The 22,324-nt window shown below is 70.9% G+C and carries 20 protein-coding genes; 11 read left to right on the top strand and 9 right to left on the bottom strand.

Going from position 1 to position 22,324, the window contains the following annotated elements; all coding sequences use genetic code 11:
- The first annotated feature begins 1 nt into the window (after position 1).
- The 5 genes from M4V62_RS15060 to M4V62_RS15080 all read left to right on the top strand — a co-directional run bounded on the left by M4V62_RS15060 (position 2) and on the right by M4V62_RS15080 (position 5,431).
- A complete protein-coding gene (locus M4V62_RS15060) occupies positions 2 to 757 on the top strand; it encodes a hypothetical protein (RefSeq protein ID WP_249587775.1) in 756 nt (251 codons plus the stop codon).
- The gene (locus M4V62_RS15065) at positions 754 to 2,055 is read left to right on the top strand and encodes a sensor histidine kinase (RefSeq protein WP_249587776.1); all 1,302 of its coding nucleotides are present in this window, start codon (positions 754 to 756) and stop codon (positions 2,053 to 2,055) included. Before M4V62_RS15060 ends, M4V62_RS15065 begins: the two co-directional genes overlap by 4 nt.
- A 128-nt stretch (positions 2,056 to 2,183) precedes the next feature.
- Complete coding sequence (locus M4V62_RS15070; protein ID WP_249587777.1) at positions 2,184 to 2,546, top strand: SH3 domain-containing protein; 363 nt, start codon at positions 2,184 to 2,186, stop codon at positions 2,544 to 2,546.
- A 63-nt stretch (positions 2,547 to 2,609) separates the two neighbouring features.
- Entirely contained in the window at positions 2,610 to 3,974 is a 1,365-nt protein-coding gene (locus M4V62_RS15075) for an FtsW/RodA/SpoVE family cell cycle protein (RefSeq protein ID WP_249587778.1), read from the top strand.
- Positions 3,971 to 5,431 (top strand): penicillin-binding transpeptidase domain-containing protein, encoded by a 1,461-nt coding sequence (locus tag M4V62_RS15080; protein ID WP_249587779.1) that lies wholly within the window; start codon positions 3,971 to 3,973, stop codon positions 5,429 to 5,431. The genes M4V62_RS15075 and M4V62_RS15080 overlap by 4 nt, the downstream gene beginning before the upstream one ends.
- A 35-nt stretch (positions 5,432 to 5,466) precedes the next feature.
- Here the strand turns inward: M4V62_RS15080 and M4V62_RS15085 are convergent, their stop codons facing one another.
- Positions 5,467 to 6,579 carry a ferritin-like domain-containing protein gene (locus M4V62_RS15085; RefSeq protein WP_249587780.1) on the bottom strand — a complete coding sequence of 371 codons (1,113 nt, stop codon included), beginning with the start codon at positions 6,577 to 6,579 and terminating at the stop codon, positions 5,467 to 5,469.
- A gap of 217 nt (positions 6,580 to 6,796) precedes the next feature.
- On the opposite strand from M4V62_RS15085, the gene M4V62_RS15090 reads away from it, so the two are divergent.
- The 4 genes from M4V62_RS15090 (at position 6,797) to M4V62_RS15105 (ending at position 10,150) form a co-directional block, all read left to right on the top strand.
- Positions 6,797 to 7,735, top strand: a complete 939-nt coding sequence (locus tag M4V62_RS15090) for an AurF N-oxygenase family protein (protein WP_249587781.1) — start codon at positions 6,797 to 6,799, stop codon at positions 7,733 to 7,735.
- Between the two features lie 59 nt (positions 7,736 to 7,794).
- Entirely contained in the window at positions 7,795 to 8,523 is a 729-nt protein-coding gene (locus M4V62_RS15095) for a TetR/AcrR family transcriptional regulator (protein ID WP_249587782.1), read from the top strand.
- A gap of 10 nt (positions 8,524 to 8,533) precedes the next feature.
- Complete coding sequence (locus tag M4V62_RS15100) at positions 8,534 to 8,812, top strand: hypothetical protein (protein WP_249587783.1); 279 nt, start codon at positions 8,534 to 8,536, stop codon at positions 8,810 to 8,812.
- Between the two features lie 171 nt (positions 8,813 to 8,983).
- Positions 8,984 to 10,150: a C40 family peptidase gene (locus M4V62_RS15105; protein ID WP_249587784.1), complete on the top strand. Its 1,167-nt coding sequence runs from the start codon at positions 8,984 to 8,986 to the stop codon at positions 10,148 to 10,150.
- Between the two features lie 55 nt (positions 10,151 to 10,205).
- Here the strand turns inward: M4V62_RS15105 and M4V62_RS15110 are convergent, their stop codons facing one another.
- The 5 genes from M4V62_RS15110 to M4V62_RS15130 are packed head-to-tail and all read right to left on the bottom strand — an operon-like array spanning position 10,206 to position 15,889.
- A complete protein-coding gene (locus M4V62_RS15110; RefSeq protein ID WP_249587785.1) occupies positions 10,206 to 11,438 on the bottom strand; it encodes a styrene monooxygenase/indole monooxygenase family protein in 1,233 nt (410 codons plus the stop codon).
- Positions 11,439 to 11,477: 39 nt separating this feature from the next.
- On the bottom strand, positions 11,478 to 12,107 hold the full coding sequence (locus M4V62_RS15115; protein ID WP_249587786.1) for a GTP-binding protein: 630 nt from the start codon (positions 12,105 to 12,107) through the stop codon (positions 11,478 to 11,480).
- A complete protein-coding gene (locus M4V62_RS15120; RefSeq protein ID WP_249587787.1) occupies positions 12,088 to 12,492 on the bottom strand; it encodes a DUF742 domain-containing protein in 405 nt (134 codons plus the stop codon). Before M4V62_RS15120 ends, M4V62_RS15115 begins: the two co-directional genes overlap by 20 nt.
- A complete protein-coding gene (locus tag M4V62_RS15125; RefSeq protein WP_249587788.1) occupies positions 12,489 to 12,995 on the bottom strand; it encodes a roadblock/LC7 domain-containing protein in 507 nt (168 codons plus the stop codon). Before M4V62_RS15125 ends, M4V62_RS15120 begins: the two co-directional genes overlap by 4 nt.
- Positions 12,996 to 13,003: 8 nt before the next feature.
- Positions 13,004 to 15,889, bottom strand: a complete 2,886-nt coding sequence (locus M4V62_RS15130; protein ID WP_425575226.1) for a sensor histidine kinase — start codon at positions 15,887 to 15,889, stop codon at positions 13,004 to 13,006.
- 355 nt (positions 15,890 to 16,244) lie between these two features.
- Between M4V62_RS15130 and M4V62_RS15135 the strand changes: the two genes are divergently transcribed.
- Positions 16,245 to 17,090: a protein phosphatase 2C domain-containing protein gene (locus tag M4V62_RS15135; protein WP_249587789.1), complete on the top strand. Its 846-nt coding sequence runs from the start codon at positions 16,245 to 16,247 to the stop codon at positions 17,088 to 17,090.
- Positions 17,091 to 17,161: 71 nt separating this feature from the next.
- Here the strand turns inward: M4V62_RS15135 and M4V62_RS15140 are convergent, their stop codons facing one another.
- A complete protein-coding gene (locus tag M4V62_RS15140) occupies positions 17,162 to 17,686 on the bottom strand; it encodes a MarR family winged helix-turn-helix transcriptional regulator (protein ID WP_249587790.1) in 525 nt (174 codons plus the stop codon).
- A gap of 279 nt (positions 17,687 to 17,965) precedes the next feature.
- Between M4V62_RS15140 and M4V62_RS15145 the strand changes: the two genes are divergently transcribed.
- A complete protein-coding gene (locus tag M4V62_RS15145; RefSeq protein ID WP_249587791.1) occupies positions 17,966 to 18,808 on the top strand; it encodes a lysozyme in 843 nt (280 codons plus the stop codon).
- Between the two features lie 97 nt (positions 18,809 to 18,905).
- Here M4V62_RS15145 and lon read toward each other — a convergent pair whose 3' ends face one another.
- Both lon and M4V62_RS15155 read right to left on the bottom strand, forming a co-directional pair.
- Positions 18,906 to 21,320 carry an endopeptidase La gene (gene lon, locus M4V62_RS15150; protein WP_249587792.1) on the bottom strand — a complete coding sequence of 805 codons (2,415 nt, stop codon included), beginning with the start codon at positions 21,318 to 21,320 and terminating at the stop codon, positions 18,906 to 18,908.
- An 89-nt stretch (positions 21,321 to 21,409) separates the two neighbouring features.
- Positions 21,410 to 22,237, bottom strand: a complete 828-nt coding sequence (locus M4V62_RS15155; RefSeq protein ID WP_249587793.1) for a rhomboid-like protein — start codon at positions 22,235 to 22,237, stop codon at positions 21,410 to 21,412.
- Positions 22,238 to 22,324: the final 87 nt, after the last annotated feature.

The following is a 22,324-nucleotide window of genomic DNA, read 5'->3' on the forward strand; positions in this document are numbered from 1 at the left end:
AGTGCACCGCAGCCGTCTCGCGCTCGCCGCGGGCCTCGTCCTGTCCGCAGGCCTGCTGGCCGGCGGCTGCGGCGACCCGGGCGACCTGCGCGGCGCGGGATCGACACCCACCGCCGAGGCACCCACGCGCCTGTGGCCGAAGCTGCCGCCTCCCTCCGCGCCCGCCGAGGACTACGGAACGATAGAGAGCGTGCCGGTCAAGGGCGTGGACGTCCCGGGCGGCAACCTGCGCAAGGTGAATCCGGTCAGCGTCGCCAAGGCCGATTTCGACGAGAACCCGGGGATGTACAGCCGCTCGGACGACGTCTACAAGGAGACCGTCCAGCAGCTGGCCACCTGCGACACCAGCCACGCGGGCGACGACAAGTGCCCCGTCCTCGACGCCTACTACCGGGATCTCACCGGCGACGGCAAGGACGACCTCATCGTCGGCATCCGGCTGCCCCGGGGGCACGCCGAGAACCTCGACATCCGCGCCTACGCCGTGGAGAAGCAGCACTTGACGCAGATCATGGAGATGGGGGACGCGGTGCTCGGCGTCGAGCTCGCCGGTCACGAGGTGATCGTCCGCGCCGTCTCCGGCATGCCCGGGTACGAGTACCGCACCGTGTGGTCCTGGGACTCCCACCAGAAGACCATGCTGCCGACGACCGACGAGATCGTGCGCTCCCCGAACGCGCCGTCGAGGAAGCCCGAGCGCAAGCCCGAGCCGGCGGCCAGTGCCCGCGCCACGCCGTCACCGGACGAGAGCCGATGAGCCACCGGCTGCCGCGCGGGCCGCGGCTTCCCGCCTGGACGGCGACGCTGACCTGGAAGGCAGCGGTCTTCATCACCGTCATGTGCTGCGCGCTCGCCGCGCTGCTCGGCGCGCTCGTCCATGTCTCGGTGACCAACCAGACCGTGGGCCAGGCCCGCGACCACGCCCTCACCCGGCTCGACGACGCCACCGAGGCGTTCGAGGCGGGCGACGACCTCGGCCCCGGCGCGGGCGTCGACCCGGCGGGCCTTCCCGAGCGGCTGCGGAAGCTCGCGGCGGGCGGGGAGCGCGGGACGATGGTCGACACGCGGGACTCCCGGCCGACGATGTGGGCCGCGGGTCCCGCCACGGACGGGCGCGCCATCGCCGTACGGGTCGACTACGCCCAGGGCGCCCGCACCATCGACGGACTCGACCGGGCCATCCTCGGCTCGTCCGTGCTCGCGATCGGGGCGACGCTCCTGGTCGGGGCGTTCGCCGTGACGCGCGTGACGCGGCGCCTGCACCAGACGGCGACGGTGGCGCGCCGGATCAGCGCGGGTGACCTCGACGCCCGCGTGAACGACCCGCGCACCCGCGATCCCTCGCGCCGTCAGGACGAGGTGGCGGCGGTGGCCGGCGCACTCGACACGATGGCGTCCTCGCTGCAGGGCAAGCTCCAGAGCGAGCAGCGGTTCACCGCGGACGTGGCGCACGAGCTGCGCACGCCGTTGACCGGTCTGCACGCGGCGGCCGAGCTGCTCGAACCGGGCCGCCCCACGGAGCTGGTGCGCGACCGGGTCGCCGCGCTTCGCACCCTCACCGAGGACCTCCTGGAGATCTCCCGGCTCGACGCGAAGAGCGAGCGCGTCGACCTGGACGACCACCATCTCGCCCCACTGGCCGAGCGCGCGGTGCGGGGTTCGGGAGTCGGTGCCGAGCTCGTCGTCGTACGCGACGTCTGCGTGGTGACCGACCGGCGGCGCCTGGAGCGGGTGCTCGGGAACCTCATCGCCAACGCGGACAAGCACGGGCGGCCGCCCATCGTGCTGACCGTCGACGGGCCGGTGGTCTCGGTGCGCGACCACGGCGACGGATACCCGGACTACCTGGTGGAACACGGGCCGCAGCGGTTCCGCACGGAGGGCACGACCCGGGGGCACGGGCTCGGCCTGACCATCGCGCTGGGCCAGACGGCGGTGCTCGGCGCGCGGCTCACGTTCGCGAACGCGGCGGACGGCGGGGCGGTGGCGACACTGACGCTGCCCTACGAGGAGACCGCGGGGAACGGCGCGAGAGGCTCCGACGGGGCGGCTTGACGGGCGGTTTGACGCCGCGTGAGCTTTTGCGCGCACAGCGTGCCGATTTTAGTGTGAATTGCGGCCTACGCCCCAGGTTTCAGGGACGGCGGGTCGCACCACACCCGCCCTTCTCCAGAGGAGGCCCCATGTCCCTTCGGCCCACCGCGACCAGGACCCGGCTCGGCATACTCGCCGCCGGCGGCGCGCTCGCAGCCCTCACCGTCACCGGCCCCGCCTTCGCGGCCGACGACACGAGCGCGGGCAGCCACCCGCACATCTACAAGGGCCGCGTCACGGCCAAGACGGGACTGCTGCTGCGCACCGCCCCCACCCGGGGCAGCCACGTGATCCGCAGCGTGCCGTACGGCAAGATCGTCTCGATCTACTGCAAGACGACCGGCGACCACGTGCAGGGCAACAACCGCTGGTACCTGCTCACCAACGGCACCTGGGCATGGGGTGCCGCGCACTACATCGCGAACATCGGGCCCGCACCGCGCTGGTGCTGACGCACCACAAGCACACGGTGACATAAACGGACATTGAGGCCTATCGCTTGCTACGTTCCGGGCATGACCGGAACAGCAGCGGCGCCCCCGTCCGTCCCCGCTGTTCGCGTACCCCGGCGCCGTGGCACCGAAGTCGCCCTGATCGTCGTGGCCGTCCTTCTCTCGGTCTACGGCTACTGCGACGTCGGCCTCGCCAAGAACGGCACCGTCCCGCCCGGCGCCGCAGGTTACGGCGCCGGGCTCGGCGTGCTCGCGCTCCTGGCCCATCTCGCGGTCCGCTTCCGCGCGCCGTACGCCGATCCGCTGCTCCTGCCGATCGCCGTGCTCCTCAACGGCCTGGGACTCGTCCTGATCTACCGGCTCGACCTGGAGACCCCCGGGGACGAGGCGGCGCCCACGCAACTCGTCTGGTCCACCGTCGGCGTGGCGCTCTTCATCGGCGTCGTGGTCCTGCTGCGCGACCACCGGGTGCTCCAGCGATACGCGTACATCTGCGTCGTCACCGCGCTTGTCCTGATGATCGTGCCGATCTTCTTCCCGGCCGTGAACGGCGCCCGGATCTGGATCAGGATCGGCGGATTCTCCATCCAGCCCGGTGAGTTCGCGAAGATCCTGCTCGCGATCTTCTTCGCCAGCTATCTCTCCGCCAACCGCAACGCGCTGGCCTACACCGGCCGCACGGTCTGGAAGCTGACCAAGCTCCAGCTGCCGACCGGCCGCGTGCTCGGGCCGATCGTCGCGATCTGGCTCCTGAGCGTCGGGGTCCTGGTCCTCGAACGGGACCTCGGCACCTCGCTGCTCTTCTTCGGCCTCTTCGTGATCCTGCTGTACGTCGCCACCGGGCGCACCGGCTGGATCGCCGTCGGCCTGGTGCTCGCCGGGGTCGGGGCGTACACGGTGGGCTCGCTCGAACCCCATGTGCACAGCCGCGTCGAGGACTGGCTGCACCCCTTCGCCTCCATCGACGCGGGCGAGGGGCCCAACCAACTGGCCCAGTCCCTCTTCGCGTTCGCGGCCGGCGGGATGCTCGGCACCGGGCTCGGCCTCGGGCACTCCATCCTCATCGGCTTCGCCGCCAAGTCCGACTTCATCCTGGCGACGGCGGGCGAGGAGCTGGGCCTCGCGGGCCTGACGGCGATCTTCCTTCTCTACGCACTCCTGGTGGAGCGCGGCTACCGCGCCGGGCTCGCGCTGCGGGACGCCTTCGGGCGGCTGCTCGCGGTCGGGCTCGCCTCGATCGTCGCGCTCCAGGTGTTCGTGATCGCGGGCGGCGTGAGCGGGCTCATCCCGCTGACCGGCATGGCGATGCCGTTCCTCGCGCAGGGCGGCTCGTCGGTCGTCACCAACTGGATCATCGTGGCGCTGCTCATCCGGCTCAGCGACTCGGCGCGCGGCCAGCCGGTCGGCCCACCGAAGGAGGACGCGTGACCAGGTACATCCGGCACGCCGCCGCGTTCTGCGCGCTGCTCCTCATCGCCCTCCTTGTGAACGCGACCCGCGTCCAGGTCGTGCAGTCCGGGCACTTCGACGACAACCCCGCCAACCGCCGCCAGGCCATCGCCCGCTTCGGCCAGCCGCGCGGCGACATCATGGTCGAAGGACGCGCGGTGACCGGCTCCCAGGACACCGGGGAGCAGCTCCGCTATGAACGGACGTACAAGAACGGCCCGTTGTACGCCCCGGTGACCGGCTACGCCTCGCAGGTCTACGGCACGACCTTCCTGGAGAACGCCGAGGACGACATCCTCTCCGGCACCGACCCGATGCTCGCCCCGCTCCCCCTGTGGAACGACATCAGCCGCGCCCAGAACCCCGGCGGCAAGGTGCGGACCACGATCAGGGCGGCGGCGCAGCAGGCCGCGTACGCCGGGCTCGGCGGCAAGAAGGGGGCGGTGGCCGCGATCGAGCCGTCGACCGGGAAGATCCTCGCCCTGGTCAGCACCCCTTCGTACGATCCCGAGCGGCTCTCGGGCACCAGTGGGTCGGTGGCGCGGTCCTGGGCGGCGCTGAACGCCAGCGCCGACAAGCCGATGCTGAACCGCGCGATCCGCCAGACGTATCCGCCCGGTTCGACCTTCAAGGTGGTGACGGCGGCGGCGGCCCTGGACGCGGGCACGGTCACGGACCTGGACGCCGCCACGAAGTCGCCGAGCCCCTACACGCTGCCCGGCACGAGCACGCAGCTGACGAACGAGGTCGACGGCTGTACGAACGCGACCCTGCGCTATGCCTTCGAGTGGTCCTGCAACACGGTCTTCGCCAAGCTGGGCGCGGACACCGGCCTGGGCGACATGCTGGGCACGGCACGGAACTTCGGCTTCAACGACAGCGGCCTGAAGATCCCGTCGTCGGTGGCGGCGAGCAACTTCGACACCGCGATGGACGACGCACAGCTGGCACTCTCCTCGATCGGCCAGTACGACACGAGGGCGACTCCGCTCCAGATGGCGATGGTCTCGGCGGCGGTGGCCAACGGCGGCCAGGTCGAGTCCCCGCACCTGGTGGACGAGACCACGACGGACGACGGCGACGTGGTGGAGAACACCGGCAACCACTCCCTCCACCAGGCGATGAACCCGGCCACGGCGATGCAGCTGCGGGAGCTGATGACCGGCGTGGTCGAGGAGGGCACCGGCTCGAACGCGGCGATCCCGGACGTGACGGTGGGCGGCAAGACGGGCACGGCCCAGCACGGCATCGACAACTCCGGTACGCCCTATGCCTGGTTCATCTCCTGGGCCCAGAAGTCCGGCGAGGCGCAGCCCTCGGTGGCGGTGGCGGTGGTGGTCGAGGACGCGGCGGCCGACCGGGGCGACATCAGCGGCGGCGGGAGCGCGGCGCCCATCGCGAAGGCGGTGATGGAGGCGGTGCTCGACGGACCGTAGGGCGCCAACAGCCGTCTCCATCACGTGGCCGGGGGTCAGGGGTTCGGGGCACCGCCCGAGGCGATCATGTCCTCGACCTCCGCGACGCGCTCGCCCTCCTCCGCCGCGAACCGCTCCGCGTCCAGCTTCTCGGCGATCTCCTCGTCCTGGGCCATCAGCTGGTCGAGGTTGGCGTTGCCCATCTCGAAGACGCCCATGTCGACGTACGCCTCCTGAAGGCGCTTGCCCCACAGGCCGATGTCCTTGACGCACGGCACGATGCGGCTGAAGAGCAGCTGCCGGAAGATGGCGAGGAACTCGGAGTTCTCGCTGGCCTCCTCGGCCTCCGCCTTCGGGATGCCGAAGTTCTCCAGGACCTCGACGCCGCGCAGGCGGTCGCGCATCAAGTAGCAGCCCTCGATGACGAATTCCTCGCGCTCGCGCAGTTCCGCGTCGGAGAGCTGTTTGTAGTAGTCGCGCAGGGCCATGCGGCCGAAGGCCACGTGCCGGGCCTCGTCCTGCATGACGTACGCGAGGATCTGCTTCGGCAGCGGCTTGTCCGTCGTGTCGCGGATCATGCCGAAGGCGGCGAGCGCGAGGCCCTCGATCAGGACCTGCATGCCGAGGTAGGGCATGTCCCAGCGGGAGTCGCGCAGGGTGTCGCCGAGCAGCGACTGGAGGTTGTCGTTGATCGGGTAGAGCATGCCGATCTTGTCGTGCAGGAAGCGGCCGTAGACCTCCGCGTGCCGCGCCTCGTCCATGGTCTGGGTCGCCGAATAGAACTTCGCGTCCAGGTCGGGGACCGACTCCACGATGCGCGCCGCGCACACCATCGCGCCCTGCTCGCCGTGCAGGAACTGGCTGAACTGCCAGGAGGCGTAGTGCTTGCGCAGCTCACCCTTGTCGCGGTCGGTCATCTTCGCCCAGTGGCGGGTGCCGTAGAGCGACATGGACTCGTCGGGGGTGCCGAGCGGGTCGTACGGGTCGACCTCAAGGTCCCAGGCGATGCGTTTGGCACCGTCCCACTGCTTGTCCTTGCCCTTCTGGTAGAGGGCGAGCAGCCGGGCGCGGCCCTCGTCGTACTCCCAGCTGAAGCGGGCCGCGCCGCTCGCCGGTATCTGCCAGATGGTCTCGTCGGGGGCGTGCGTGTACAGCTCGTGCGTGGACACTGACGGCTCCTAAGAATTGGCCTTGAGCTTCTCCGTAATCGCCTCGTGCTGCTGTCGTCGGCCTTCGACTGCCTTGTACCAGTCGGTAGTTGGCAGGCTCACACGTTCGTAGATGCGGGGTCAACAAGTCGTGCGCAAGGGATTGACTGCCTTGCTGACAGGCAGTCTCATAAGTCGTGACCGCCGGTAACTGTGACCACGAGGCAGGGGCAGAGTCATGACGACCATCACGGAGGACGCGGCGATCGAAGGGCTGCGGGACGCGCTGGGACTGCTCAAGGACCGGGAGCAGGTGGCCGAGCGGCTGCTCGACTCCTCCGCCAAGCACTCCTTCGACCCCGACAAGGAGCTGGACTGGGAGGCGCCCTTCGAGGAGGGCAAGTGGTTCTGGCCCCCGGAGCTCGTCTCGCTGTACGGCACGCCGATGTGGCGGCGGATGAGCGAGGAGCAGCGCATCGCGCTCTCCCAGCACGAGGCCGCCGCGCTCGCGTCCCTGGGCATCTGGTTCGAACTGATCCTGATGCAGCTGCTCGTACGGCACATCTACGACAAGCCGGCCACGAGCGCGCACGTGCGGTATGCCCTGACGGAGATCGAGGACGAGTGCCGGCACTCGAAGATGTTCGCGCGCCTGATCCAGCGCGGGGACACGCCGTACTACCCGGTCAGCACCGTGCACCGGAACCTCGGCCGCCTCTTCAAGACGATCTCGACGACGCCCGGTTCGTTCACGGCGACGCTGCTCGGCGAGGAGATCCTCGACTGGATGCAGCGCCTGACGTTCCCGGACGAGCGCGTCCAGACGCTGGTGCGCGGCGTCACGCGGATCCACGTCGTGGAGGAGGCGCGCCATGTGCGGTACGCCCGTGAGGAGCTGCGCCGCCAGATGGTGACCGCGCCGCGCTGGTCCCAGGAGTTCACCCGCCTCACCTCCGGCGAGTTCGCCCGCGTCTTCTCCATCGCCTTCATCAACCCCGAGGTCTACACGAACGTGGGCCTGGACAGGCGTGAGGCCATGGCCCAGGTCAAGGCGAGCGCCCACCGCCGCGAGATCATGCAGACGGGAGCCAAGCGCCTGACGGACTTCTTGGACGACATCGGGGTGCTGAGGGGCGCCGGGCGGCGGCTGTGGAAGAGCTCGGGACTGCTGGCGTAGCTAAGAGGGTGCGCGGGGTTCCGGGGCGCTTGTTCGAAAGGGCGGTTACGCTGCGAGGCATGACCTCGCCTGCTCCCACCCGCGCGTACCGGCGGCTCAGTGTCGAAGAGCGGCAGCGGCAGCTCAAAGAGGCCGCCCTGTCCCTCTTCGCGGTGCGCGCACCCGACGAGGTGTCCCTCGACGACGTGGCGGAGGCGGCCGGGGTGTCACGGCCGCTCGTCTACCGCTACTTCCCCGGCGGCAAGCAGCAGTTGTACGAGGCCGCGCTGCGCTCCGCCGCCGACGAGCTGGAGCAGTGCTTCGCCGAGCCGCCCGAGGGCCCGCTCACCCAGCGCCTGGCGAACGCGCTCGACCGCTACCTCGCCTTCGTCGACCAGCACGACGCGGGGTTCAGCGCGCTGCTCCAGGGCGGCAGCGTCGTGGAGACCTCGCGCACGACCGCCATAGTGGACGAGGTGCGCAGGACGGCCGCCGAGCACATACTCGCCCACCTGGAGGTCGTGGGGGCCAGGGGCCCGCGGCTGAGGATGACCGTGCGGATGTGGATCACCTCCGTCGAGGCGGCGTCCCTGATCTGGCTGGACGAGGAGAAGCAGCCGCCGCTCGACGAGCTGCGGGACTGGCTGGTCGAGCAGTTCATGGCGGTCCTGGTGGCCTCCGCAGGGCGCGACCCGCAGACCGCGGAGGCGGTACGGGGCGCGCTGGCCCTGGAGACGGCCGATGGACCAGCGGGCTCGCTCGCCCGGCGTGTGCTGCCCGTGGTGAGCGACGCGGCGCACCTGCTGTGACACTGGCCGGGTGAAGAGCGAAGACACCCCCTTCGAGGGTGGCCCCCTGGACGGCCGCGTCCTGCCCATCCTGCTCGGCCCGACCGGCCACCCCCCGAAGGTGTACCGGGTCCCGGTGCCGGACGAGGCGGGCGGCCCGCCGACCGTGCTCGTCTACCGCCGGGTGGCCAAGGCGGGGAAGCGGCTCGGGCTGCACCAGGGCTGGACGTACGCGTACGACCCCGAGGGCGACAAGGCCGGATCAGGACTGAAGTGGCCGTGGTCGAAGCCGGGCGGGGCAGCGGGCTGAGCTCCGCGGGCTCCCGCCCGGTCGCCGCCGGGGCAAGGGCGGCGCGCCGTGGGCCCCTGGACGAGTGACCGCATTGCGCCAACCCGCGCACCCTCCGGAGGCGGGCCGCGCCGGGGCGGCTGATGCTCGCGGTGCGGGGCGGAGGGGCCGCCGCGCGCCGGAGGTGATGGCATGTCAGGCAGGCTGCTGCGGTGGGTCGGTACGGGAGCGGCGGTCGGGGCGTTGCTGACGACGGCTTCACCGGCGTACGCCGTGCCGGAGCCCTCAGGACCCGGGGAGCGCCCGGTCTCCGAGCTCCTGACGGACCTTCAGGAGCTGTACCGGAAGGCCGAGGAGTCGACGGAGACGTACAACGCCACCGCGGAGAAGCTGAAGGAACAGCGCGCCGAGGTCACCCGCCTGAACGGCAGCCTGGCGCGCGCGAGGACCTCGGTGCGGGACAGCCGGGGCGCGGCGGGCCGCTTCGCGCGCCAGCAGTACCAGGGCAGGACGAACATCTCCCCCTACGTGCACCTCCTGCTCGCCCGCAACCCGCAGCAGGCGCTCGACCAAGGGCATGTGATCGGGCGGGTGGCGGCGGAGCGGGCCGCGACGGTGCAGCGTCTGGTCGGCGGCGAGAAGACGGCGGCCACGCTCGCGGCCGGTGCCAGGAGCGCCCTGGAGACCCAAGTCGCCCTCGCCGCACGGCAGAAGGAGGCGCGCGACACGGTCAAGGGGCAGCTGAAGGAGGTCGAGGAGCTGCTGGCCTCGCTGAGCACGGAGCAGCTTGCGGAACTGGCGCGGGCCGAGGAGGAGGGGATGGCCGCGGCGCAGCGCAAGTTCCTGGCGTCGGGCGCACTGAGCGGAGCTGCGGGTTCCGCGGGCTCCGCGCCGTCCCGGCCGCCGTCCCGGCGAGGGGACGAGGCGCTGGACTACGCCGTGCGGCAGATCGGGAAGCCGTACAAGTGGGGCGCGGAGGGCCCCGCGTCCTTCGACTGCTCGGGGCTCACCCAACAGGCGTGGGCGGCGGCGGGCAAGGAGATCCCGCGTACCTCGCAGGAGCAGTGGGCGCAGCTCCGGCGGGTCTCGCTGCGGAAGCTGCGGCCGGGTGACCTGGTCGTCTACTTCCCCAAGGCCACGCATGTGGCGCTGTACCTGGGCGACGGCATGGTCATCCAGGCCCCGCGCCCCGGGACCCGGATCAAGGTCTCCCCCATCGCGGCGAACCCGCTCCTGGGCGCGGTACGCCCGGACCCCAAGGCGGACCCCATGAAGAACTACGTCCCACCGAAGCTGCCGCGCGGGGCGATGAAGGGCGGGGACAAGGGATACGGGAGGGCGGGCGCGCCCCGTGCGTAGCCTCTGCCGCACAGACTTCCGCCCGGCCACCCGCCCGAACGCCCCGTAGCGCGGACTAACCCGCCAGACCCGCCAGGTACGCGCCCGTCTTCTCCGGCTCATAGAAGAAGTTCTCGAAGTCCGACGGGTCGTTGAAGCCGTTCGCGAAGCGGTCTGCCGCCGGCTGGAGTTGGCCCGCCGCGCCGATCAGGTTCAGGACGTGCTCCGGCGGCGGCGACAGCATCGCGTTCGTCCACTTGGTGACGTGCTGAGCCGTCTCCCAGTACCGGTCGAACGTCGACTGCATCCAGTCCGCGTCGAACGGCTTGTCTCCGTGCTCGATGATCGAGGCGAGGTACGAAGCCGCGCACTTCGACGCCGAGTTGGACCCCTGGCCCGTGATCGGGTCGTTCGCGACCACCACGTCCGCGACGCCCAGGACGAGGCCGCCGCCCGGCAGCTGCCCGATCGGCTTGCGGACCGTCGGCGCGTAGCGGCCGGACAACGTGCCGCCCGCGTCCGTCAGTTCGACCTTGGTCGCCCGCGCGTACTCCCACGGCGTGAACTTCTCAAGGAGTTCGAGGGTCAGCGCCAGGTGTTCCGAGGGGTCCTTGACGCCCTGGAACACGTCCAGCGGGCCGCCCGGCACACCCTCCCAGAACAGGATGTCGGCGCGCCCGGACGTGGTGAGGGTCGGCATGACGAAGAGTTCGCCCACGCCCGGCACCAGGTTGCACCGCACCGCGTCGAACTCGGGGTGCTCGGGCCGCGGGCCCATCCCGTGGACGTACGCGACGGCCAGCGCGCGCTGCGGGGTGTCGTAGGGGGAGCGAGCGGCGTCGCGCTCGAACATCGAGACCAGTTCGCCCTTGCCCGCGGAGACGAGCACCAGGTCGTACGTACGGGAGAAGTAGTCGAGGTCCGAGACCGCCGCGCCGTGGATGACCAGCTGGCCGCCCCGCTGCGCGAACGTCTCCATCCAGCCCGCCATCTTCACGCGCTGGTCGACGGACTGGGCGTACCCGTCCAGCTTGCCGACCCAGTCGATGACACGCGAGGAGTCGGGCCCGGCGACCGAGACGCCGACGCCCTCGATCTTCGGGGCCTGGGACTCCCAGAAGTTCACCTTCAGGTCCCGCTCGTGCTGCAGCGCCGTGTGGAACATGCACTGCGTGGACATCACACGGCCGGACCTGACCTCGTCCGCCGTGCGGTTGGACATCAGGGTGACCTCGTACCCCTGCGACTGGAGTCCGAGGGCGATCTGGAGCCCGGCCTGACCGGCTCCGACGACGAGTATCTTCCGCATGCGGCTGCTTCTCCTACGGGGGTACTGAGAACTGAAGAGTTATTCGGGGGTTGCTGCCAGGGCGTGGCCCACCAGCGAGAGCAGCGACTCGATGACCGAGATCCGCTGCCGCGCGTCCATGATCAGCACCGGTATGTGCGGCGGGATCGTCAGCGCCTCACGGACGTCCGCGGGCTCGAACTCCTCGGTGCCGTCGAAGTGGTTGACGGCGACGATGTACGGCAGACCGCAGCTCTCGAAGTAGTCGAGCGCGGGGAAGCAGTCGGAGAGCCTGCGGGTGTCGGCGAGGACCACGGCGCCGATCGCGCCGCGCACCAGGTCGTCCCACATGAACCAGAAGCGCTGCTGCCCCGGCGTACCGAAGAGGTACAGCACGAGGTCGTCGTCGAGCGTGATCCGGCCGAAGTCCATGGCGACCGTGGTCGTGGTCTTGTCCGGGGTCGACGTGAGGTCGTCCGTATCCTCGCTCGCCTGCGTCATCAGCGCCTCCGTCTGGAGGGGCGTGATCTCGGAGACCGCGGTGACCAGGGTCGTCTTGCCCACGCCGAAGCCGCCCGCCACCACGATCTTCGTCGCGATCGGGGCCCGGGTGCGGTCCGTCTGCCAGGCTTGGAGGTTCTCGTCCGGGTCGGGGCCCGGGTGGCGGAGTTCAGAGACGGCGGAGTCCACTCAGCACCCTTTCCAGCAGTGCGCGGTCCGGCTGTCCCGGGCCGTGGCCCGTTCCGTACACGCGGATCTTTCCCTGGTCTGCGAGGTCGCTCAGCAGGACGCGGACCACGCCGAGCGGCATCTTCAGAAGCGCGGCGATCTCCGCGACCGTACGCATACGGCGGCAGATCTCGACGATGGCCCGCATCTCCGGCATGACACGCGCGGTGGCATTGCCCTGCGGCAGTTCGAGGCGCTCCTCGGGGGCTTCGAGGGCGGCGACGAACGTCTCCACGAGCAGGACGTGGCCGAAGCGGGTGCGCCCGCCGGTGAGCGAGTAAGGCCGTACGCGGGCGGGTTTGCGGTCGCCGCCGCGCTGGGGCAGCTTGCCGGGCTTACTGCTCATCGGACGCTCTCCATCGACTGGCGCAGCTCGCTGCGGAGTTCGGGGGTGAGGACATGCCCGGCGCGGCCGACGAAGAGCGCCATGTGGTACGCGACGACGCTCATGTCGCAGTCCGGGGTGGCGTGCACGCCGAGCAGCGAGCCGTCGCTGATCGACATCACGAAGAGGCTGCCCTCCTCCATGGCGACGACGGTCTGCTTGACCGGTCCCGCGTCCATCAGCTTGGAGGCGCCGATGCACAGCGAGCCGAGGCCCGAGACGATGGTGGCGAGGTCCGCGCTCGATCCCTTGGGGCCTGAACTGTTGTCCACCGCCGATGCGTTGTTCCGCGCGGGGTCCGAGGAGAGCAGGAGCAGTCCGTCGGAGGAGACCACCGCCACCGACAGGAGACCCGGCACCTCCTCGACGAGGTTCGTCAGCAGCCAGTGCAGGTTGCGTGCTTCGCTGCTCAGTCCGAACGCGGCCCCGGCCTTACTGCCGGTGGAAGAACTGGGCGAGCGCATGGGCGCAGTCAACTACTTGCCTCCTCGACTGTGTCCCCCATGTTTTCGGTCTGTTCGGTCTCTTCGGTCTCTTCGGTACGTTCGTTCAGCTCGGCCTCCACGTCGCGACGGCCGCTGATGGCTCCCTGGTGGAAGCCCCCCAGACGCTTGCGCAGCGCTTCGGCGTCGACGGAGCCGCTGCGCGCCTTGGGCACGGTGGGCTCGGGCGCGGTGATCTTGGGCGTGCGCTTCGGAAGCCCCTTGTCGGTGACGCGGTCCCACTTGGGGGCGGGGGCGGCTTCGGGCTCTGGCGCGGGGGCGGGCTCGGCTTCGGCCTCCGGGTCCGCGTCAACCGCCGGAAGGGCGAGCTCCATGGTCGTCTCGGGCGAAGCCTCGGGCGCGGGATCGGGCGAAGCCTCGGGCGCAGGATCGGGCTCGGGCTCAGCCTCGGGCTCCGCACCAGCCTCCCGCACGGCATGCTCCGCAGCCGCGATCAGCGGATCCTCGACAGCGGCCCCCGCGTCGGCGGACGACGCGGCAGCAGGCGACGCCGCACGCCCCGGCAGCACATTGGAGTTGGCCTCGGCCTCCGAGCCCGGAAGGTGCAGGGCAGGCGCCCCGCCGGGAACCGGCACACCGACCGGCGGCGCACCCACCGCCGGCGCCGCGGCGAGGATCGACTTCGGCAGGACCACGACCGCCGCGACCCCGCCCTGCTTCTGCTCGCGCAGGCGGACCCGGGCCCCGTGCCGCGCGGCGAGCCGGGCCACGACATAGAGGCCGAGCCCGAGCCCGTCCCCGGTCTCCTGGTCGTACGCGTCGTCCGGACGGAACTCCGCGAGGCGGGAGTTGAGCTCGTCCATGCGGTCCTCGGTGACCCCTATGCCCTCGTCCTGCACGGAGAGCATGACCTCGCCGCTCTCCAGGAGCCAGCCGGAGACCTCGACGGAGGCGTCCGGCGGCGAGAACGAGGTCGCGTTCTCCAGGAGCTCGGCGACCAGATGGCTGATGTCGTCCGCGGCGAAGCCCGCGACGTGCGCGTGCGGCGGCAGCGTGGCGATGCGCACGCGCTCGTACCGCTCGATCTCGGAGACTGCGGCCCGCACGACGTCGACCAGCGGGACCGGGCCGGGGTGCTGGTGGCCGTGTTCGGCGCCCGCCAGGACGAGGAGGTTCTCGCTGTGGCGGCGCATGACCGTGGCGAAGTGGTCGAGCTTGAAGAGCGTGGCGAGGCGGTCGGGGTCCTGCTCGCGGTCCTCGAGGTTCTCGATGACGGCGAGCTGCCGCTCGACCAGGCCGAGAGTGCGCAGGGCCAGATTGACGAACGTGCCGTGGATGGACTGCCGCACCCGCTCCAGGTGGGCGGAGGCCTCGGCCAGTTCGGCGCGCAGCGTCTCGCGCTCGTCGGCCATGGACCGGCGCTGCCCGATGAGGTGCTTGCGGTCGGCTTCGAGCGTGGTCAGGCGCTCGGTGAGGGCGGCCGCGTGCTCGTGCAGCGCGTTGACGGACCGTACGACCTGGGCGAACTCGTCGTCGCGGCCCGTGAAGCGGATCGGCTCCTGGGGCGCGGGCTCGGTGGCCAGGCGGGCCGAGCCGATGCGCAGGACGGCGAGCGGACGGGTCAGGCTGCGGGCCATGCCCATGGAGACGCCGACCGCGACGAGCAGCGTGACGCCGATGAGCGCGACGCGGATCTCAAGGGCCGTCACGTCGTCGTCGCGCAGCTTGGCGAGGTCCTTGGTGCGCTGCACGGTGAGCGCGGACTCGGCGCCGCGCATCATCTCGATGCGGGCGGAGAGCGCGGCGTCGAGCTTCTTGCGGTCGTATCCGCGCTCGGCGGTGGAGAGCGTGGGCTGGTCGGTGAGACGGGTGAGGTACTTCTCCGCCGTCGTCACCTCGTGGCCGGTGACCGTCGAGTCGTACGTCGTGCGGGCGCCGTCCGTGGCCGCGTCCCGGAAGTCGGCGATGGCGGCCTGCCCGCGGAGGTGGGCCTGCTGGCCCGCGGCGCTGAGGCCGTCGCGGCGCCTGCTGTCGGCGGAGGACTCGTCGACCACGGTGGTGGGCAGGCCGGTGACGGGGTCGACGGTGGTGCTCGTCTCGGTGGAGCTCGGGACGGCGAGAGCGGCCAGGAGGAGGCCACGGGCGCTCGCCGCCTGTTCGACGGCGTGGTCGAGGTCGGCGAGGGCGTAGGCGCCGGAGCCCGCGCGGGGCGGGGTCTGCTCGGCGAGTTCGCGGGTGAGGCCGTGCAGTTCGGTGATGACGTCCGAGTACGCCGTGTGGGCTTCCAGAGCGGTGCTCTTGCCGGTGAGCGCCGCTCTGCGGACGGCGCCGATGTCGGCGAGGTCCGCCCGCAGACCGGCCGGCGCGTCGGCCGTGCGCAGCTCCTCGATCTGGCGGTCGACGCGGGCGCTGCGGCTCTCGGAGAGCCCCTTGCCCTGCGGGCGGCCCGCCGCGATGAAGGAGGTGACCTCGTCGCGCTCGTCGGCCAGGGAGTGTCCGAGGGAGACGGCGTCCTGGGTGCGCTCGGCGAGGGTCACCAGACTCTGCGCGTCGCTCAGTTGACCGGAGGCGGCGACGATGGCGGGCGCTCCGGCCCCGGCGATCGCGGCGGCCACGACGGCGACGGCGACGATCAGCCGATTGCGTACGCGCTTGGTGGGCTTGGAGTTGACGGACTTCACGGGCTTCGAGGGCCCGTCGGCGGACTTCACCGGCTTCGAAGCGCCGTCAGGAGCCGTCACGCCGGGGGCCGTCGCACCGGGGGGCGTCTGCTCTCCCGCCGCGTGCTCGGGGTTCTCTCCCGCTGTGGTCTCGGACGAGCGCTCTGTAGGGGTGGTCGCGCCCGGCGTGGCCCCTTCGGGAGCCGTCTGCTTGCCCTTGCGCCCAGGCCGCATCTTCTGCACCGGTGCTCGCATTCTTGTTTTTCGTCTGCCCATGGGCCCGGGTGACGATCCGTCAACACACGCGCCCCCCGGTACGGCTCCTGACCCTTCCAGTGCCGATGGGTGGCAGTCGTGCATCACATGCCTGGCCACCCGAAGGAGTGAACATCGGCGGGGAGTTGGCGAGCAAGTCCCCGCCGGAGCCGAAAGTCTCGGCCACGGTGCGCCGGTTGGACGTCGACCGCAGGCTTTGGCAGGATGCGCCGCCACACGCCGACGGAAGCGATCATTCCGACTGAAATCCGGCGTCTGACCTGCTGGTCCGGGCCAACCCCGCTCGATTGCGGCCTCCGGATGACCTTGTGAAGGCCTCGTGCAGACTGGCCGAATGCGTATCGAACTCGCCACCGAGCCCGGAGACCCCGCCCGCCCCAACGAGGACTATGCCGCGGTGACGCTTCCCGCGGCCGGACAAGGCGGATCGCTCGTCCTTCTGGACGGGGTGACTCCACCTGCCGGAGATGACGGCTGCCTGCATTCCGTCCCTTGGTTCACGGCGCGACTCGGGGGCGCACTGGGAGAACTGTCCGTTTCGCGGCGGGATATGACGCTCGCCGAGATCCTCGCGGCGGCGATCGTGCGCACCGCGGACGCCCATGGTCAGACTTGTGACCTTTCTCACCCGCGCACGCCTCAGGCCACCGTGGTTCTGGTGCGTTGGGACGACGAACGGGTCGAGCACCTCGTCCTGTCCGACTCCGCGCTCCTGGTGGCGGGCCCTGACGGCCACGTCACCCCGGTACTCGACGAGCGCCTCACGGAACTGCCGCCGCGGATCCGCGCGATGCGCGACGAGGTCCGCGCGCTGCCGCGCGGCTCCGCCGAACGCGAGGTCGCGGGCCGCGCGTACGGCGCCGCGGTCGAGGCCCTGCGGAACGCGGAGGACGGCTTCTTCACGGCGGCCGCGGATCCGTCGGCGGCCGCGCGGGCGGTCACCGGCACCTGGCCGCGCGCCGAGGTGACGGCGGTGGCGGCCCTGACGGACGGGGTCGGGCGCTGGGTCGAGACGTTCCGCGCGGGCGACTGGACGGAGTGCTTCACACTGCTGCGGAAGGACGGTCCGCAGCGTCTGGTGGACCGGGTGCGGGAGCTGGAGCGGGCGGACCCGGAGGGGACGGCGTTCCCGCGGGGGAAGCGGCATGACGACGCGGCTGTCGTTTACGCGGAGTTGTGACGGGCCCCAAGGGGCCTGAGGGGCCCTGAGGGCTCCGGCCCTCGGAACTCCGGTCCTCGGAACTCCGGCCCTCAGGACTCCGGCGACTCGTTCAGCTGGTGCAGCAGGCGGGCCAGTTCCGCCACTTCCGCCCGGTCCCACCCGGACAGCTTTCGTACGTACTGCTCCCTGCGCCCCGTACGAACCTCGCGGAAGCGCCGGCCGCCCTCCTCCGTGAGATGGACCAGCCAGGCACGTCCGTCGACGGGGTCGGGCTCGCGGCCGACGAGCCCGAGCTCCTCCAGGGCGCGCAGCTGACGGCTCATCGTCGCCTTGCCGACGCCGATGTACGCGGCGAGATCCGTGGCCCGCTGCGGGCCCGAGTCGTCGAGGCAGGCCAGGAGTCCGTACGCGGCGGGCTCCAGATCAGGGTGTACCTGGCGCGCCATCTCCCCGGACGAGGCACGCGCCCGGCGCAGGAGCAGGCTCAACTCCCGCTCCAGGGAGAGGAACTCGCGGTCGACACCCCTGCTCACGTCGACCCCCCTGTTCACGTCGACCCCCCTGTTCACATCGACGCCGCCGTTGTTCTCACCCTCGTGCACTTCAGCACCCATGGCACGCTTTCTTTCCGGATCGGATCAGTTTTCCGCCCCGCACGGCGGCAGACATCCGCGTCGGCCCATCGCCGCAGCTGGACCAGTATTTCGTAACGTCACGCGAGGCCACGCCGTGGACACCGCCGCTGGAGTAGACCAACGGCAGACACCGGACCCCCTTCCCAGTCACGGGTCTACGTGCGTAGCGTCGTGAGTGACATGTTCACACCACGACCATGTCGACAGGTCCCCCCACGAGCTCCATCGAGCTCATTCGAGGCCTTCGGAGGCACGCACATGCCCGTGCACAGACCCGGAACGCCCCGCCGCTCTCGCTGGTCAGCGGCCGGAATCCTGCTCTCAGTCCTCTCCGCCCTCTCCCTCCTCCTCACCCTGCCGGGCGCCGCACAGGCCGCCGGCGGCGACGACACCCCGGCCCGCGGTTCGGCCCGCATGGGCCAGGGCGTCGTCGAGCACGACGGGCAGGGCAGTCTGCCGCCCTCCGGCGACGCCGTACAGACCGAAGGCGTCGACGTCAGCAGTCACCAGGGCAACGTCGCCTGGGCCACGCTCTGGAACAGCGGCGTGAAGTGGTCCTACGTGAAGGCCACCGAGGGGACGTACTACAAGAACCCCTACTTCGCCCAGCAGTACAACGGCTCGTACAACGTCGGCATGATCCGCGGCGCCTACCACTTCGCGACGCCCGACACGACGAGCGGCGCCACCCAGGCCAACTACTTCGTGGACAACGGCGGCGGCTGGTCGCGTGACGGCAAGACGCTGCCGGGCGCGCTCGACATCGAGTGGAATCCGTACGGGGCGGCCTGCTTCGGCAAGTCGCAGTCCGCGATGGTCACCTGGATCCGTGACTTCCTGAACCAGTACAAGGCACGCACCGGGCGCCACGCGGTGATCTACACGGCCACCAGCTGGTGGAAGCAGTGCACCGGCAACTACGGCGGCTTCGCCGTCAACAACCCGCTCTGGATCGCCCGCTACAACACCTCGCCGGGTGAGCTGCCGGCCGGCTGGGGCGTGCAGACGATGTGGCAGTACACCTCGACGGGCCCGACGGTCGGGGACCACAACAAGTTCAACGGCGCTCTGGACAGGGTCCAGGCGCTCGCCAACGGCTGAGCGCGCGCCCCGCGCGCGAGGGCCCGGAACCCCTTGCGGGGTCCCGGGCCCTCACTCACCGGCCTCCGCGGGCGGAGCCCGCTGATGGACACAGCCGTCACGCGGCGGCCGGAATCCTCACCTCGGCCTCGGTCAGCGCCAGTTCGAGCACCTGGCGGACGTCCGTCACCGGGTGCACGTCCAGCTTCTGAAGGATCTCCGCCGGGACGTCGTCCAGATCGGCCTCGTTCCGCTTCGGGATGATCACCGTGGTGATCCCGGCGCGGTGCGCGGCCAGCAGCTTCTGCTTGACGCCGCCGATCGGCAGGACGCGCCCGGTCAGCGAGACCTCACCGGTCATGGCCACGTCCGTACGGACGAGACGGCCGCTGAGCAGCGAGGCCAGGGCGGTCGTCATGGTGACGCCCGCGCTCGGCCCGTCCTTGGGCACCGCGCCCGCCGGGAAGTGGATGTGCACGCCGCGTTCCTTCAGGTCCGCGACGGGCAGCTCCAGTTCGGCGCCGCGCGAGCGCAGGAAGGAGAGCGCGATCTGCGCGGACTCCTTCATCACGTCGCCGAGCTGACCGGTCAGGGTCAGTCCCGCGGCGCCGGTCTCCGGATCGGCGAGCGACGCCTCGACGAACAGGACGTCGCCTCCCGCGCCGGTGACCGCGAGCCCGGTCGCCACACCCGGCACCGCCGTGCGCCGCTCGGCCGGGTCCTGCGCCGACTCGGGCACGTGGTGCGGGCGCCCGATGAGCGCGCGCAGATTGTCCTCGCCGACGGTGAACGGCAGCTCCTGCTCGCCCAGTTCGTGCTGCGCCGCGACCTTGCGGAGCAGCCGCGCGACGGACCGCTCCAGGTTCCGTACGCCCGCTTCCCGGGTGTACTCCCCCGCGAGCTTGCGCAGCGCGCTCTCGTCCAGGGTCACCTCGTCCGTCTGAAGACCGGCCCGCTCCAGCTGGCGCGGGACCAGGTGGTCGCGGGCGATGACGACCTTCTCGTCCTCGGTGTACCCGTCGAGCCTGACCAGCTCCATGCGGTCGAGCAGCGCCTCGGGGATGGCCTCGATGACGTTCGCCGTCGCGAGGAACACGACGTCGCTCAGGTCGAGCTCGACCTCCAGGTAGTGGTCGCGGAACGTGTGGTTCTGCGCCGGGTCGAGGACTTCGAGGAGGGCGGCGGCCGGGTCGCCCCGGAAGTCGGAGCCCACCTTGTCGATCTCGTCGAGGAGCACGACCGGGTTCATGGATCCGGCCTCCTTGATGGCCCGCACGATCCGTCCGGGCAGCGCCCCCACGTACGTACGACGGTGTCCGCGGATCTCCGCCTCGTCGCGTACGCCGCCGAGCGCGACCCGCACGAACTTGCGCCCCATGGCATGCGCGACGGACTCGCCGAGCGAGGTCTTGCCGACGCCGGGCGGACCGACGAGGGCGAGCACCGCGCCGCCACGGCGGCCGCCGACGACCCCGAGGCCGCGGTCGGCACGCCGCTTGCGCACCGCGAGGTACTCGGTGATGCGCTCCTTCACGTCCGACAGGCCCGCGTGCTCGGCGTCGAGGATGCTCTGGGCGCCCTTGATGTCGTACTGGTCCTCGGTGCGTTCGTTCCAGGGCAGTTCCAGGACGGTGTCGAGCCAGGTCCTGATCCAGGAGCCCTCGGGCGACTGGTCGCTGGAGCGCTCCAGCTTGTCGACTTCCTTGAGGGCGGCCTCGCGGACATTCTCGGGGAGGTCGGCGGCCTCGACGCGGGTGCGGTAGTCGTCGGACTCCTCACCGTCCTGCTCGCCGTTGATCTCGCGCAGTTCCTTGCGCACGGCGTCGAGCTGGCGCCGCAGCAGGAACTCGCGCTGCTGCTTGTCGACGCCTTCCTGCACGTCCTTGGCGATCGACTCGGCGACATCCTGCTCGGCGAGGTGCTCGCTCAGCTGCTCGGTGGCGAGCTTCAGGCGGGCGGCCGGGTCCTCGGTCTCCAGGAGCTGGATCTTCTGCTGGGTGGAGAGGAAGGGTGAGTAGCCGGAGTTGTCGGCGAGGGCGGAGACGTCCTCGATCGCCTGGACACGGTCGACGACCTGCCAGGCGCCGCGCTTCTTCAGCCAGCTGGTGGCGAGCGCCTTGTACTCCTTGACCAGCTCGGCAAGGGCTCCCGGCAGCGGGTCGGGCACGGTCTCGTCGACCTTGAGCCCCTCCACCCAGAGCGCCGCACCGGGCCCGGTCGTGCCGGCGCCGATCCGCACGCGGCCACGGCCGCGGATGAGGGCGCCGGGGTCGCCGTCAGAGAGGCGCCCGACCTGCTCGACGGTGCCGAGGACGCCGGTCGCGGCGTACGTCCCGTCGATGCGCGGAACAAGAAGGACCTGCGGCTTGCTGCTCCCATCGGAGCGTGCGGCCGCCTGGGCGGCCTCCACCGCGGCGCGTACGTCGGTGTCGGACAGGTCGAACGGAACCACCATGCCGGGCAGGACAACCTCGTCGTCGAGCGGCAGCACGGGCAGGGTGAGCGGTGTGGGCGCCTTGGACTCAGTAGTCATGATCTCCCCTTCGGCATTCAAGTTGAGCTATGTGGACTCAATGCTCGTGAGTCCATGAATGTTCCCCAAGGGATGTTCGCTGTGAGCGATCAGTTCGATGCGGGGTGGCGCCACCGTCGTACCAGCGGCCACGTGGCGACGCCGATCGACAGCGCGAGCAGGTGGCCCCAGTTCGTCATCGGGTCCGTGAAAGCGATCAGGTCGTCGATGAGCATGCCGCCGAACCCGGCGAGCACCAGCCACCGCAGCCACGGCCTGAACAGACCGGCAAGGGCGCCGACGCTCGCCGCGACGCCGAAGCTGATGCCGTAGTCGAGGCGGTGCAGGGAGCTGTCGGGCAGATGGCCCGCGAGGACCGAGAGGCCGACCGGGACCTCGGTCGCGAGGGTGGCCACGACATGGCCGAGCAGGAAGACGCCCGCCGTGCGCAGCGCGCCGATGCGGCGCTCCAGGGCGGTCAGGACCAGCAGGAAGCCGATCGCGTACGGCGAAGCGATGCCGCCCGCGATCCACAGCGCGCTGGCCACCAGGACGAGGAACGGCTCCTGGGTCAGGTGGGCCACGTCCGTGCTGGAGTGGCGGTGCAGGGCCGAGACCAGGGACGGGTCCGCGTACTGCGCCAGGAGCGAGGTCAGGGTGAGGAGCGCGGCATAGCCGAACGTGAAGGGCGTACCGGTGGGAGTGGGCAGCAGGCGCCAGGGGCGCAGGCGGCTCGGACGGTTCAGGCCGGATGCGGCGCCCTCGGCCGGAGACGCCGTACGCGCCTCATGGATTTCCGGAGCTTCGGGGGCGGCCGCCTCGGGCCCGTGCTCCCGTTGCCGCGGGATGCCGTCGAGGCCGGGCGGGGCGATCTCCTCGGGTGCCGTGGGGGCAGCCGACGCACTCCGGTTCACGGTGAGGCGCTCCTTCCGTTCCATCCACCCTTTGCCGTTATTTCGGGCGCTGTCTATGACCGGCGCCACGTGAGACAGGAATCACAACAACCTCGCGGGCCGAATGCGCGT

The sequence above is a fragment of the Streptomyces durmitorensis genome, from assembly GCF_023498005.1.
Taxonomy (GTDB): domain Bacteria; phylum Actinomycetota; class Actinomycetes; order Streptomycetales; family Streptomycetaceae; genus Streptomyces; species Streptomyces durmitorensis.

Bases quoted from the DNA above. Each gene is read 5' to 3' on its own strand.
- M4V62_RS15140 (WP_249587790.1), bottom strand. From the start codon at position 17,686: ATGGGTGCTGAAGTGCACGAGGGTGAGAACAACGGCGGCGTCGATGTG.
- M4V62_RS15075 (WP_249587778.1), top strand. From the start codon at position 2,610: ATGACCGGAACAGCAGCGGCGCCCCCGTCCGTCCCCGCTGTTCGCGTA.
- M4V62_RS15070 (WP_249587777.1), top strand. From the start codon at position 2,184: ATGTCCCTTCGGCCCACCGCGACCAGGACCCGGCTCGGCATACTCGCC.
- M4V62_RS15130 (WP_425575226.1), bottom strand. From the start codon at position 15,889: ATGCGAGCACCGGTGCAGAAGATGCGGCCTGGGCGCAAGGGCAAGCAG.
- M4V62_RS15090 (WP_249587781.1), top strand. From the start codon at position 6,797: ATGACGACCATCACGGAGGACGCGGCGATCGAAGGGCTGCGGGACGCG.
- M4V62_RS15105 (WP_249587784.1), top strand. From the start codon at position 8,984: ATGTCAGGCAGGCTGCTGCGGTGGGTCGGTACGGGAGCGGCGGTCGGG.
- M4V62_RS15135 (WP_249587789.1), top strand. From the start codon at position 16,245: ATGCGTATCGAACTCGCCACCGAGCCCGGAGACCCCGCCCGCCCCAAC.
- M4V62_RS15095 (WP_249587782.1), top strand. From the start codon at position 7,795: ATGACCTCGCCTGCTCCCACCCGCGCGTACCGGCGGCTCAGTGTCGAA.
- lon (WP_249587792.1), bottom strand. From the start codon at position 21,320: ATGACTACTGAGTCCAAGGCGCCCACACCGCTCACCCTGCCCGTGCTG.
- M4V62_RS15065 (WP_249587776.1), top strand. From the start codon at position 754: ATGAGCCACCGGCTGCCGCGCGGGCCGCGGCTTCCCGCCTGGACGGCG.
- M4V62_RS15125 (WP_249587788.1), bottom strand. From the start codon at position 12,995: ATGCGCTCGCCCAGTTCTTCCACCGGCAGTAAGGCCGGGGCCGCGTTC.
- M4V62_RS15110 (WP_249587785.1), bottom strand. From the start codon at position 11,438: ATGCGGAAGATACTCGTCGTCGGAGCCGGTCAGGCCGGGCTCCAGATC.
- M4V62_RS15145 (WP_249587791.1), top strand. From the start codon at position 17,966: ATGCCCGTGCACAGACCCGGAACGCCCCGCCGCTCTCGCTGGTCAGCG.
- M4V62_RS15120 (WP_249587787.1), bottom strand. From the start codon at position 12,492: ATGAGCAGTAAGCCCGGCAAGCTGCCCCAGCGCGGCGGCGACCGCAAA.
- M4V62_RS15155 (WP_249587793.1), bottom strand. From the start codon at position 22,237: ATGGAACGGAAGGAGCGCCTCACCGTGAACCGGAGTGCGTCGGCTGCC.